The following is a 12,842-nucleotide window of genomic DNA, read 5'->3' on the forward strand; positions in this document are numbered from 1 at the left end:
TACCGATTGTGCGAATCAGGGCCTAACTTTACCTTTCCCGTTTCAAGTACGCATCCCAAGCGATTATTATACCGGCCTGAGACACTTTATTCCGCGGGTCATTGAACAAAACCTGCTGTATGCTTTAAACCACGGACGCCCGGGAGAGGACGGATACCATGGCCCAGATGGCCGAAAAATTCCTGTTAAGCCGCCTGTCGAGAACTGGATTCCTGATCCTGATCGCCATTGCCGCATTTTCAGTGATCCAACGGGAGACACTGACAGCAATCACCGCTATTGTCGCCGCAGCACTGGTCTTCAGCGGCAACACCTTCCACCCCGGACGCTCTCGACAACCCTGGCCGGCGATTCACCGACTCCTGTTTGTGGCGCTGTTGTCGCTTTTGGCCACCAGCCTATGGACAGGGCCCTGGAGCCTGACCCACTGGCTCTACGTCGCACCACTGGTCGGCTTTGCACTGCTGCCCGTCACCTGGGCAGCGGCGATTACCGCACTCTGCGCCGTTCTTGCGATGTCTGCCACCCATTGGTCTGCCGGCCTGCCCGAACGCCACCAGATGCTTAGCGCACTGCTGCTGACCGTTATGCTCTCAGGCCTGCTGGTTTTCCTGCGTGAGTACAAGTCGCGACAACTTGCGCCCCTGCGCCGGACCGACGAACTGACCCAGGCCGCAAGCCGCGAATACCTGACGGCTGATCTGCACAAGGAGATCCAGCGCAGTGAACGGGAAGGCACCGATATGTCGGTGATCATGATCGGCCTGGACACCCACCTGAGCGACAGCGACCCGGATGCCGACATACGCTCCATACTGCCACGGATCGGCCGTTATCTGCACTCCCAGCTACGGGATTTCGACACCTACTATCGGGTAGCAGATCTGCAATTCCTGGTCATCCTGCCAGGCATCCCCACGGCAGAAGCGGCATCACAGGCCGAGACGATCCGAAAGGGATTACGCACCCTGCTTGCCTCACACCAACTGCATCTGACGGTCAGTGCGGGAATCGCCGGCCTGAATATCGGCGATGACGCAGACAGTTTGCAGCAATCCGCTGCCAATGCGTTGCGGCGCGCCCAGCAACAAGGGGGCGACCGCGCCCAGTCCTACAGTACCTGGACACACACATCGCCCCCACCCAGAACGGAGGGGCCGGCGTTATGACTGAAACCCGCTTGAGAAGTTTTACCCATCTGGCCGGTTATGCGTTTGCCAGTCTTTTCATTGCAAGCCTGGCGTTCCAGAACCTTCGCTACGGATTCTATGACCTGTTCTTCCTGGCTGCCGGAATGGCGTTGCTGACGGTCGCAGGCGCTGGCTATACCTTCATATGTCGCCGCCGCCAGTTGTCGGCGCCGGGGCATCTCCTTATTCTTACAGCGCTGAACAGTGGGTTGGTGGCGGCCATGTTTGCCCTTGACCCTCCCGGCATCAGTCATTGGGTTATGCCCCTGGTTGTACTGAATCTGCTGATCCTTCCGCTACGACAGGGGCTGATCCTTTCCCTGTTATTGCTGGTCGCACTGGCACTCTTTCTACTCCTGTCATCGCCCCTGATGTACGCCATAACCATCAGTGCCGGGGTGTTTGCTCTGGTCGCGGTGGCCGCGCTGTATATCTGGCACTACGACCACATGGCACAATCGGCAGAGGATCTGGCCATTACCGACCCGGTGACCGGCGCCCACAATGCACGCTTCCTGGACGAAACCCTGCAAAAGGAAATTTCCCGGGCCATTGTCATGTCACACTCCCTGTCGGTGATTTCCCTGGCCATTGATTACGCCGAGGAAGCCGAAGATCTGCACGGCCAGGCCGGCATGCAGCGACTGCTCAGGGACCTCACCCAGCACCTGTTTGACGTTATCCGTGCTGGCGACACCCTTTACACGCTTGAAGACGGCGAGTTTTTCCTGATCCTGCCCTTCACACCGGAAGAAGGCGTACGCGTCATCGCCGAACGAATTCGGCGGACCATCGCGGAACAGAACTGGCCTCTGGCCGGAAAAGTGACTGTCAGCCTTGGCTGCACCACTCGCGCCAGTACCGACATCCGCACGGCGGACCTGCGAAAACGGGTTAGGCATGCATTGGAGGAAGCCCGTAAACGTGGTGCCGATTCGGTCTGGTACAGCCAGGGAGATGTTCGCCCATCATGATGCCGGAGTGGCTACAGTCACTGACCGACTGGCTGGCAACCAACCCGGGCTGGCTGTCAGCGGCGCTGTTCCTCACAGCATTCCTCGAGTCCCTAGCCTTTGCGGGCATCCTGATCCCCGGGGTTGCCATCCTGTTCGCCGTGGCGGTGCTGGCTGGCCAGGTGGCCATACCGGTGGCCGAAGTCCTGCTGTGGGCCGGCGCCGGAGCCGTTGCTGGCGACGGCATCAGCTTCGCCCTCGGCAGACTGTTTCAGGGACGCCTGGACAGGCTTTGGCCACTGAATCGTTTCCCGGGATTTATCGGCAAAGGCGAGGCTTTCTTCCATCGTCACGGCGGTAAAAGCGTCGTTATCGGACGCTTTGTGGGCCCGATTCGACCAATCATTCCGCTCATCGCCGGCGCATTTCTGATGCCGTGGCGACGGTTCCTGGCCTTCAACCTGTCATCGGCAGTGGCCTGGGCACCAGTCTATGTATTGCCGGGGTATCTGGTTGGTAGCGCCCTGGCCAGCGAATTCGAACCACCCGCTCACTTTTACCCTGTGATCGCAATCAGTGCCGCAATACTGCTGGTGATTTACCTGTTGCTTTTCCGCTTCCAGTTAGGTCTTGGGCATGGCAGCCAGCTCTACCTGTGGTTGTCGCGCCTCACGGCCCGCTACGATTCGACCCACCGCTTCTGGCGCCTGTATACCAGCCAGCGACCCGCGCAGGCCGGCGAGTTCCCGCTACCCTCATTGTCGTTGGCACTGGGAGCCGGGGCTCTGTTTATGATTTGGGGCCAACTGGCCATCGCCACCCAACTGCTGGCGCCGTTTGATGAGCTGACCCTTCAGTGGTTTTCTCAGTTGCGGACCCCGCTTCTGGACCCGGTAATGATCCTGCTGACGCTTCTCGGGGACCCACCGGTACTGCTGGCAGCAGCGGCGTTGAGCGCTCTGGCCCTTTACTTTCGTGGTTACTACGCCGCCGCCATCCATGTGGCGGGAGCAGCACTGCTCACGACTGTGTTGGTCTGGGGCTTCAAATACCTGACCGCCATACCTCGGCCGGACGTTGTCTTCGGACCTCCGGATTCGGGCGCTTTCCCCAGCGGCCACGCCACCGGCGTCACCGTTCTTTCTACCCTGGCAGCAAGCTTTATCGCCAGGGAAAGCCGGAATATCAGACGCTGGCGCTACTACCTGCTTTTCAGTATTCCCATTATCCTTGGGGCGCTAAGCAGACTTTATCTGGGCGTTCACTGGTTTACCGATGTGGTGGCGGGGGTGTTTCTCGGGCTCTCGATCTGCGGGTTCGTAAGGGCCAGCTATAGCCGCTACGACAACGTCCCACTGGCAAGGGATGGAACGCTATTGATTGCGGGGTGGGGATGGCTCGCCTTCGTGGCCTGGTATGTAACGACACAATGGTCAAACGCGGTTGTGCTCTACAGTGTCACCGCTCCGTAGCAACCATTATTCAGCTTTCTTCCAGTGCTTCCAGCAACCCCAGCAGACGCTCCAGGCGCTCCAGGGGCGCCTGGAGCTCCACCAGCCGCTGCTTTTCCTGCTTGTCCAGCGGCAGTAATTCGGTCAACCGCCACCCCACATCCCTGGCGTCGTCGTAGTCTACGTCCATATCCAGTTCCCGGACGACAGGATGGCGAAACAACGCTTTCAACACCGAGGGGAGTTCCGCGAAACGCTCAGGAACAGGCGTTTGCTCCTCCGCCAGCAGGCATTCCACATCCCCGACATTCAGTCCGTCCGGCTGCTGCCAGGAACGTACCACCGTTACCTTATCCTTGCCTTCAACGGTAATACCCAGCAAACCGTTATCCATCTGCTGGAAATCAATAATGCGAACATAGGTGCCGATATCGTAGAAAGCCACCGACTTGCCCGTTTCCAGACCTTCCCGAAGCAGCACGACTACAAATCCCCGATCCTCCTTGAGGCAACGGGTAAGCATATCGATGTATCTGGGCTCGAACAGCTGCAGGGGAATCCGTCCACCGGGCAGCACTACAGAGTTCAGCGGGAAAAGAGGTACATTCATTGTTGGTATTGTCACCAGTAAACTAGCTCCGGAGGAATGACGACCCTGTCATATCCTCAATGAATTGAAAGCAGGCGATGGACTTCGTCCACCCTTGCACGGGCTTCCGTCAATAGCTGCAGGCTTCGGGACGCGTTCAGCTCAAGCTCACCAAGACGGCGATAGGCAGGCACCTCGTCAAACGGTGGCAGAGACCCGTTCTGACTGGACCCAATCATCGCATGCAACTGGGCGACAATCACGATATCCACCAGCTGAGGTGAGGATTCCCGGCACTCATACCCCCAGTCCTCCGCATGCCTTGTCGCCTCCAGAAAGCCATTAGGGAACGACCAGCTTTCCAGGATTGCGGTTCCCACATCGGCCCTGAGCTCGCCAATGGCATGCTCAAGATTGGCCTGATCGGCAAACAGATTGACGTGATGCTCCGCCTGCACCAGCACCGGCACGACTCCGATATCGTGCAACAGCCCTGCGAGCAACGCCTCTTCCGGGTTGATGGAGGTAGCACTATCCGCAAGCACCCAACACAGGGCGGCCATCTCACGGGAATGGCGCCAGAGTTTGTCCATTTCCTTTTGCAGCGATGCCTGTTTGGTTTTGAACACCTCGCGCATCGAAAACACCGTAACCAATTGGCGCGTGGTACGCATGCCCAAACGGATAACCGCCTCGCGAACGTTGCGAACATCACTGAATCCACGGTACAGGGGACTGTTGCAGGCTCGAACCAGTTTCGCAGCCATCGACGGGTCCGCCGAGATTGCACTGGCAACCTGATCCGCCGTGGAATCTTCTCGGTCTACGGTTCTGCGCACTTTCCAGGCCACATCCGGCACGCTTGGCAGGGTCAATTGATTGGAGCGCAGCTCGGCATAAAACTCCATCAGCAGATGGTGTTCTTCGCTGCCCTCGTCGCCAGCCCCGTCACCGGAATCCATTTCCACCTGGGGCACGGGTGCGGCCCGCAATAGCTGGTTGAGGATGTCCTGCTGAATAACGAGGAACTCGCTCGCCTTGATGGCGGTCACGTTGTACATCCGGGGTTGCAGCCGGGCAATGGGGTTAATGGCCTTGTCGGTATCGGCCTCGATGGTGGACTTGCGGCCGTCAATCGACTCCAGCTCTACACTGCCGTGGATCAGGAATATGTCCAGGCCATCCCGCACGCCGCGCTCTACCACTCGCTGGCCCGGGCCGTGGGTTCTTCTTTCCGCCCGACTTGCGAGCAAAACCAACTGGTCATCCGTCAACCGGTTCAAGGGTTGAAACTGCTTGAGACGACGCAGAGGCAGGCTTTCCTGGCCAGCCATAGGACTACTCCTCGATCAGTTATTCGTTCGTTCTGTTACACATTGTAAGCGCGGAATCCCAAAACAACCATGCGATCAAGGGGTAATCTGGTATCCTCTTGCGTTCCATTTTCCGACCCAGTTAAAGAAGAGAGACCAGACAACCATGCCCCAGTATCGTTCGCGGACATCTACCGCAGGCCGCAATATGGCTGGCGCACGTGCTCTTTGGCGCGCCACCGGCATGAAGAATGAAGACTTTGGCAAACCCATCATCGCCGTTGCCAATTCCTTTACTCAGTTCGTTCCCGGCCATGTACACCTCAAGGATCTGGGGCAGTTGGTCTGCCGGGAAATCGAGCAAGCCGGCGGCGTTGCCAAGGAATTCAACACCATTGCCGTGGACGACGGCATTGCGATGGGGCATGACGGGATGCTGTACTCCCTACCTTCCCGCGAGATCATCGCTGACTCCGTGGAATACATGGTCAACGCCCACTGCGCTGATGCCCTGGTCTGCATCTCCAACTGCGACAAGATCACCCCGGGCATGCTGATGGCCGCCATGCGCCTGAACATTCCCGCCATTTTCGTCTCCGGTGGCCCCATGGAAGCCGGCAAGACCAAACTCTCGGAGCACAAACTCGACCTGGTGGATGCCATGGTCATCGCTGCCGACCCGAATGCGGATGACGAAACCGTCGCAGAGTACGAACGCAGCGCCTGCCCCACCTGCGGCTCCTGTTCCGGCATGTTTACAGCCAACTCCATGAACTGCCTCACCGAAGCCATTGGCCTGGCTTTGCCCGGGAACGGCTCAATGCTCGCTACCCACTCGGACCGCGAAGCCCTGTTCCTGAAAGCCGGAAGACAGATTGTGGAGAATGCCCGCCGCTATTACGAGGATGACGACGCCAGTGTGTTGCCTCTGAGCATTGCCTCCATGGAAGCGTTCGAGAACGCCATGGTGATGGACATCGCCATGGGCGGCTCCACCAACACCATCCTGCATTTGCTGGCTGCGGCCCAGGAGGGCGGCGTGCCGTTCACCCTCAACGAAATTGACCAGTTGTCCCGCCGGGTACCCCAACTTTGCAAGGTGGCGCCGAATTCCCCCAAGTATCATATGGAGGACGTTCATCGCGCTGGCGGCATCATGGGCATCCTTGGCGAACTGGAACGGGGCGGACTGATCAACACCGACCTGCCAACCGTACACAGCAAAACCATGCGCGAGGCCCTGAAAACCTGGGACATCATGCAGGAGCCCACCCCTGAAGTGGTCGAATTCTACAAGGCCGGTCCTGCCGGCATTCCCACTCAGACAGCCTTCAGCCAAAGCACCCGCTGGCCCTCCCTTGATGGCGACCGCGAGGCAGGCTGTATTCGTTCCGTTGAAAATGCCTACTCATCTGAAGGCGGCCTGGCGGTTCTCTTCGGCAATATTGCCCTGGACGGCTGCGTGGTCAAGACGGCCGGCGTGGACGAAAGCATCTACGTCTTCGAAGGCAAGGCACGAGTATTCGAAAGCCAGGATACCGCGGTCGAAGGCATCCTCAACGACGAGGTCCAGCCTGGAGAGGTGGTCATTATCCGCTACGAAGGCCCTCAGGGCGGCCCCGGTATGCAGGAAATGCTCTATCCCACCAGTTACCTGAAGTCCAAGGGGCTGGGTAAAGAGTGTGCCCTGCTGACTGACGGCCGCTTCTCCGGTGGCACCTCAGGCCTTTCCATTGGCCATGCCTCCCCTGAAGCGGCTGCAGGTGGCGCCATTGGGTTGATCGAGAACGGTGACCTGATCCGTATCGACATTCCCAACCGGTCCATCAACGTGGAGATAGACCAGAACGAACTCGATCGGCGACGTGAGGAGCGGGATGAGAAAGGCTGGAAGCCCGAATTGTCGCGGCCGCGCAAAGTCTCGGCAGCGCTGAAGGCTTATGCGTTGCTGGCAACCAGCGCCGACAAGGGCGCGGTCAGAAACCTGGAAAAATTAGGCTAAACGCACGCGGGCCCGGGGTAGCGACTACCCCGGGCCCGAATTCAGGCAGGAAAAACGGTTATCAGGGCCTAGAAGAAGGACCAGCCACCGTCGTCATCTTCCTCTATATCATCTTCTTGCGCCTGCTCTGCCGACTCGTCAGCTTCCGGCTCCGCGGCCGCACTGGAAGTGCCTGCATCCTGTGACGCTCCGGCGTTGCCGGACGACCCAGCAGCCGCGACCTGAACGTGAACCATACCCAGCGCTTTCTTGGTGGCGTCATCAAGCACACCAGAGGCGTTCAACCCTTGATCCTTTTGAAACGCGGTCAACGCCGAGCGAGTGGTGTCATCCATTTGCGGACTGACATTGTTGATGTCATAACCCGCCGCATAAAGGGCATTCTTAAGCGCCACGGTATCGTTTGCTGACGCAACGGGCGCCGCCGCCAGGGCCATTGCCCCCGCGAGGATAGCAGCCAATATACGGGTGTGAGTGAATATCTGCCTAGCCATGATCTACTCCAGTTACCTGTCGCTTTTTATTGTGTTGCCAGTCCCTACAGGATGGACATTACGACGAAAGACTAACATATTTTAAGCACTGCCGGACCGATCCGATTGTTGTGATTCTGTAGCGGGGGCAGACACATTTACTGACGGGGCTTCATTCGATTCCCCAAACTCGCGTATGAAAATACCCCAGAACGCCATGAACAGAGCCGCGACCAATGGGCCCATCACAAATCCATTAATGCCGAACATCACTATCCCACCCAAGGTGGAGAGCAAAACGATGTAGTCTGGCAGTTTGGTATCCCGGCCAACGAAAACAGGCCGGAGCAGATTGTCCGCGAGCCCGATCACGACCACCCCGAACGCCGTTAGCACAATTGCCGACACCATCTCCCCTGTCGCGGCCAGGTAGAGAGCCGCAGGAACCCAGACCAACGCCGCGCCAACGGCGGGAAGCAGGGACACAATCGCCATCACCACCCCCCAGAGCAGCGCACCCTGAATACCCAGAAGCCAGAAAATACCGCCCCCAAGCGCGCCCTGGATAACCGCGATCAACAAGTTGCCCTTGACCGTGGCCCGCGTGACCTCTGCGAACTTGGCAAACAACAGACGCTCACGCTCGTCTCCCAGCGGCAGCGCACGAATCAACAGATCCACCAGTTTGCTGCCATCACGGAGAAGGAAAAACGCCAGGTAGATCATCAGCGCCAGCCCCAGAAAGAACTGAAACGTATTCTGCCCAAAACCGAGCGCCTGTTTCGCCAGAAACTGACTGCCCCCCACGAAGCCGCTGACCACGCGATCCCTCACCTCTGCGAAGTCCAAACCAAACTGGGCGAAAAACGACTCAATGGCCGGAAACGACTGGATAACCCTGTCGATGTAGTCGCCGGGGCGTAGTTGCCCTTCCTGGATTCGCTGATAGAGGGACAACCCCTCTGCCACCAGCGACGTCACCAACGCCAGCACCGGTATGACCACGATCACCATGCAGATCAGTAGCGTTAGCAGGGCAATGGTATTGGGACGGTCGCCCAACCGCCGGGCCAGGTACTCTCGAACCGGATGAAAGATCAGCGCAATGGCCACGGCCCAGAAAATAGGGCCAAAAAAAGGCTTCATCAGCAGAATGAACGCCAGGGAAACCCCAACCAGCATGGCCAGAAAGGTCCGTGTCTCGAGTTTTCCGTACATAGTGAAATTCCCTGAACCTGGGTGTCGTCGTCTCACAGTAGGTGGGCTGCGGATCTGAATGGGCCTAGACTACCACGCCATCGTGGCCAGTCTAGCGACTTTCAGGTTATAGTGGACGGTTATTGGTCATTCGTTAAACAGGTCGCGACGTTGGATAACGAAGAGTTTGATGTTGAAACGGCGCTGGATGCGGTCGCTGCTCTCAATCGTGTGCTGGCAGCCAGAACGCACCGCCGCAAAGTGATGGGCCAGGAAGTACTGATACCGGGCCAGTTGGGCGAAGCCCTGCAGTTGCCGCAGATCCTGCGGCGTTTGCAGAGTAAACAGGCACGCCAACGGGAGCAGGGACTGGAAGACTTTCAGGAGCTGTGGCCAACGCTGTCGCCTGCCACACGGGAAAAGGTCCTCGACAGAATCGGCTGGTACGACCCGAAATCCCTGGACTGGGAGGACAAACGCTCGAACCGTCGCCCGGTTGCCGACCCGGATCATTGAAACCGTCCTGATAATGAAGTCGTCCTGACAAATGAGCCCTTTCGGGCATTCTTTCGTAGTTCTTGTCCTATTTCTCGTTGAACTGACTTTGAATTGTCACAGTTCGCCCTTACGTTGGAGCTAATGGAGGTTTATTTATGCAACAAACAGAACATTACAACGCCATCGCTTCAGAGAGCAGTGCCGTACCCACTTTACTGTGCGGGCATTGTCGCTCCACCCTGTCCCGTAGCCGAATTTTCCGCAACGAAGAAATGCGGCCCCATAACGACCACTGTCAGACACTTGCCTTATGCTCGGCAGACGACTGTGGTGCTCTGAATTGCTGCGACGCAGCGTTGGCGCGGCTTGACGACCCAGACGAACTCTTCAGCAAAGCATCCTGATTCAAACAGTCAACGCACTGTTACGTAAACCAAACACACAAAATTCCCATCTGATTTATCCTGATTCCTGAAGGCTGCGGTAACACCAGCCACGCAACCACTCAGTCAGGACAGTCGATGGCATGCGTATTCTGAGAACCGATGAAGCCCGCTTCGCAGGTCTTCCGGATTACCCTTTTTCCCCTCATTATCTGGACGTAGAGCCAGGCCTGAGAATGCACTATGTAGACGAAGGCCCGAGGGACGCATCGCCCGTGCTGATGCTGCACGGCGAGCCATCGTGGTCGTACCTTTATCGTCACATGATCCCACTGGTGGCAGAAGCGGGGCATCGGGTACTGGCTCCCGACCTGATCGGGTTCGGTAAATCCGATAAGCCAGCCGATGTAAGCGACTACAGTTACGAACGCCACATGGCGTGGCTGTCCGAGTGGCTTAAGGCCCAGGGCCTGAAGAACATCACTCTGGTCTGCCAGAACTGGGGTTCACTCCTGGGCCTGCGACTGGCGGCCGAACACCCTCAACTCTTCCGCCGGATCATTGTTGGCAACGGCATGCTGCCGACCGGGGATACCCCGGCGCCCGCCGTATTCACGCTGTGGAAAACCTTTGCCACCCACAGCCCGTGGTTTCCTGTCGGACGGATTGTTCAGCTCGGAACGGAAAGGGCCTTGAGCAAGGCCGAAATCGCAGCCTATGAAGCACCTTTCCCATCTGCAGAATTCAAGGCAGGTGCCCGCGCATTCCCGAAACTGGTCCCCGTTTCCGCCGAAGACCCCTCAAGCGATGCCAACAAGGCGGCCTGGCGCATTCTGGAAACCTGGAAAAAACCCTTCATTACCTGCTTTAGCAACGGCGACCCCATTACCCGGGGTGGAGACCGATACATGCAACGCCGCATCCCCGGGGCCCATGGCCAACCGCACATCACCTTACGCGGAGGGCATTTCCTGCAAGAAGACTCTCCTGACGATTTTGCACGCATTATTATTGATGCGTGCAAGTCTGAAATGGCGGCTTAAGTAACGACATCAAGATTGATGCTTGGGTTGGAAATCGCCAGCATCAACCCTGGGTCGATCACTGTCCGCGTCTGCCAATGGCCGACACTCCTGGAGGCTTGCATGACATCGCATCGTAAGCCGTCTGTATTCCTCCGTGCCCTTGGCTTTCCACGCCACCTCACCGTCACTTAACGTCCGAATGACCCTTGCTGGCGCCCCAACAACCAAAGAGGCCGGCTCACACTGAAAACCCGCCTTAACCAAAGCACAGGCGCCAACAATGGAGCGGGGAGCAATCACTGCTTCATCCATGACCACGGCATTCATCCCCACCATTGCGTCCTCCCCAACAGTACAACCGTGGAGTATCGCGCCGTGTCCCACATGGCCACTTTTCTCAATCACGGTATCCATGCCAGGGAATGCATGCATGACGCAATTGTCCTGGATATTCGAACCCTCCTTGAGCACAACCCGGCCAAAATCACCTCGCAGCGAAGCGGCCGGCCCCACATAGCAATCGGGCCCGACCCACACATCTCCGATCAAGATCGCGGTTGGATGTACGTAAGCAGATGGATGAACGACAGGTTGAACGCCTTCAATACTGTAACTCGGCATGCATCTCTCCTTTCTCCGACTCTCAAAGTTGGCCAAAATTCTGATTCACTTTCTTAAATTCATAAACCATTTTCCGACATTATACCGAAGAAATATAGACAAAAATTCGGCAAAACACCCTCCTAACCTCACAAAACAAAGCATTAAAGAATCATTTTTATCTTTATTATCAACACTTTATTTAACAACAGACCTCATCGCTTAATATGATACAAAATTGCCATTTACAAAATCTTGACCGGTATCAATTAATAGATATACTGATTTAGAAACTGGTCACCGCACCAGCGGAGCGTCACGTTATCGGGATACTGGCCTGCTCGTTTCGTCCAGACAAAAACAAAGCCACATCGGATTATTTATGCCACACAACCTGCTCGTTGACGGGCCCGAACAAGGCGTCCAGATCTTTACTCTCAACCGCCCTGATGTTCGAAATGCCCTGAATACAGAACTGCTCAACAACCTATGCAAAGCCCTGGATAACGCTGAAGCCGACCCTGAGGTCCACGCTGTAGTCATCACCGGGAACCAAAAAGCATTTGCAGCCGGTGCTGACATCAATGAAATGGCCGCCCGTGACCTGGTGGGCATACTTGAGGACCCTCGAGTCGCTCACTGGGAGCGAATAGCTCGCTTCACCAAACCTATTATTGCCGCTGTTAACGGCTTTGCACTCGGCGGTGGCTGTGAATTGGCAATGCACGCCGACATTCTGATTGCCGGCGAGAACGCTCGCTTCGGTCAGCCGGAGATTAACCTGGGAATCATGCCCGGCTCCGGTGGCACCCAGCGACTGACGCGGAAGGTTGGCGAAGCCCTTGCCATGCACATGACGCTCACCGGTGAGCAAATAGACGCCACGCGGGCTCTTCAGGCAGGCCTTATCAGCGAGATTTGCCAACCTGAACTGACCGTTGAAAGGGCCATCGAGATTGGCAAAACCATTGCCCGGAAGGCGCCCATTGCCATTCGCCTGACCAAGGAATCGGTACGCAAAGCCAACGACATAAGCCTTAGTGACGGCCTTCGGTTTGAACGACACGCCTTCACCTTACTCGCTGGCACAGCAGACCGACAGGAAGGCCTCGATGCGTTTCGAGAGAAACGCGCGCCCCGTTTCAAGGGCAAATAATCTGTATTGATA

Annotated in this window: 13 protein-coding genes; 8 read left to right on the forward strand and 5 right to left on the reverse strand. The window is 57.2% G+C overall.

Translation table 11 applies throughout. The annotated features are described in order from the left end of the window. Positions 1-158 precede the first annotated feature (158 nt). Genes JJO78_RS07165 through JJO78_RS07175 form a run of 3 tightly spaced genes read left to right on the forward strand, consistent with a single transcriptional unit; the run spans position 159 to position 3,615 of the window. Positions 159-1,169, forward strand: coding sequence for a GGDEF domain-containing protein (locus JJO78_RS07165; protein ID WP_036203822.1), 1,011 nt, complete (start codon positions 159-161; stop codon positions 1,167-1,169). Next, positions 1,166-2,164 carry a GGDEF domain-containing protein gene (locus tag JJO78_RS07170; protein WP_075194936.1) on the forward strand — a complete coding sequence of 333 codons (999 nt, stop codon included), beginning with the start codon at positions 1,166-1,168 and terminating at the stop codon, positions 2,162-2,164. Before JJO78_RS07165 ends, JJO78_RS07170 begins: the two co-directional genes overlap by 4 nt. After that, the gene (locus JJO78_RS07175; protein WP_036203815.1) at positions 2,161-3,615 is read left to right on the forward strand and encodes a bifunctional DedA family/phosphatase PAP2 family protein; all 1,455 of its coding nucleotides are present in this window, start codon (positions 2,161-2,163) and stop codon (positions 3,613-3,615) included. The genes JJO78_RS07170 and JJO78_RS07175 overlap by 4 nt, the downstream gene beginning before the upstream one ends. A gap of 10 nt (positions 3,616-3,625) precedes the next feature. On the opposite strand, the gene JJO78_RS07180 is transcribed toward JJO78_RS07175, so the two are convergent. Further along, on the reverse strand, positions 3,626-4,204 hold the full coding sequence (locus JJO78_RS07180; protein WP_075194935.1) for an LON peptidase substrate-binding domain-containing protein: 579 nt from the start codon (positions 4,202-4,204) through the stop codon (positions 3,626-3,628). A gap of 56 nt (positions 4,205-4,260) precedes the next feature. Beyond that, positions 4,261-5,517 carry an HDOD domain-containing protein gene (locus tag JJO78_RS07185; protein WP_036203812.1) on the reverse strand — a complete coding sequence of 419 codons (1,257 nt, stop codon included), beginning with the start codon at positions 5,515-5,517 and terminating at the stop codon, positions 4,261-4,263. Positions 5,518-5,662: 145 nt separating this feature from the next. On the opposite strand from JJO78_RS07185, the gene ilvD reads away from it, so the two are divergent. Beyond that, the gene (gene ilvD, locus JJO78_RS07190; RefSeq protein WP_075194934.1) at positions 5,663-7,498 is read left to right on the forward strand and encodes a dihydroxy-acid dehydratase; all 1,836 of its coding nucleotides are present in this window, start codon (positions 5,663-5,665) and stop codon (positions 7,496-7,498) included. Positions 7,499-7,566: 68 nt separating this feature from the next. Here ilvD and JJO78_RS07195 read toward each other — a convergent pair whose 3' ends face one another. Continuing rightward, positions 7,567-7,992: a peptidoglycan-binding domain-containing protein gene (locus JJO78_RS07195; protein WP_036203807.1), complete on the reverse strand. Its 426-nt coding sequence runs from the start codon at positions 7,990-7,992 to the stop codon at positions 7,567-7,569. Between the two features lie 81 nt (positions 7,993-8,073). Further along, positions 8,074-9,189: an AI-2E family transporter gene (locus JJO78_RS07200; protein WP_036203804.1), complete on the reverse strand. Its 1,116-nt coding sequence runs from the start codon at positions 9,187-9,189 to the stop codon at positions 8,074-8,076. A 150-nt stretch (positions 9,190-9,339) separates the two neighbouring features. Here JJO78_RS07200 and JJO78_RS07205 point away from each other — a divergent pair, with 150 nt between their 5' ends. From JJO78_RS07205 to JJO78_RS07215, 3 genes are all read left to right on the forward strand, one after another. Continuing rightward, positions 9,340-9,684 (forward strand): hypothetical protein, encoded by a 345-nt coding sequence (locus tag JJO78_RS07205; RefSeq protein WP_036203801.1) that lies wholly within the window; start codon positions 9,340-9,342, stop codon positions 9,682-9,684. 137 nt (positions 9,685-9,821) lie between these two features. Further along, the gene (locus JJO78_RS07210; protein ID WP_075194933.1) at positions 9,822-10,070 is read left to right on the forward strand and encodes a hypothetical protein; all 249 of its coding nucleotides are present in this window, start codon (positions 9,822-9,824) and stop codon (positions 10,068-10,070) included. A 122-nt stretch (positions 10,071-10,192) separates the two neighbouring features. After that, complete coding sequence (locus tag JJO78_RS07215; RefSeq protein ID WP_075194932.1) at positions 10,193-11,092, forward strand: haloalkane dehalogenase; 900 nt, start codon at positions 10,193-10,195, stop codon at positions 11,090-11,092. Between the two features lie 9 nt (positions 11,093-11,101). Here the strand turns inward: JJO78_RS07215 and JJO78_RS07220 are convergent, their stop codons facing one another. Beyond that, on the reverse strand, positions 11,102-11,695 hold the full coding sequence (locus JJO78_RS07220; RefSeq protein WP_075194931.1) for a phenylacetic acid degradation protein PaaY: 594 nt from the start codon (positions 11,693-11,695) through the stop codon (positions 11,102-11,104). A 361-nt stretch (positions 11,696-12,056) separates the two neighbouring features. On the opposite strand from JJO78_RS07220, the gene paaF reads away from it, so the two are divergent. Next, entirely contained in the window at positions 12,057-12,830 is a 774-nt protein-coding gene (gene paaF, locus JJO78_RS07225; protein ID WP_075194930.1) for a 2,3-dehydroadipyl-CoA hydratase PaaF, read from the forward strand. Positions 12,831-12,842: the final 12 nt, after the last annotated feature.

Origin of the sequence: Marinobacter sp. DS40M6, assembly GCF_028581595.1 — a bacterium.
Taxonomy (GTDB): Bacteria; Pseudomonadota; Gammaproteobacteria; order Pseudomonadales; family Oleiphilaceae; genus Marinobacter; species Marinobacter salarius.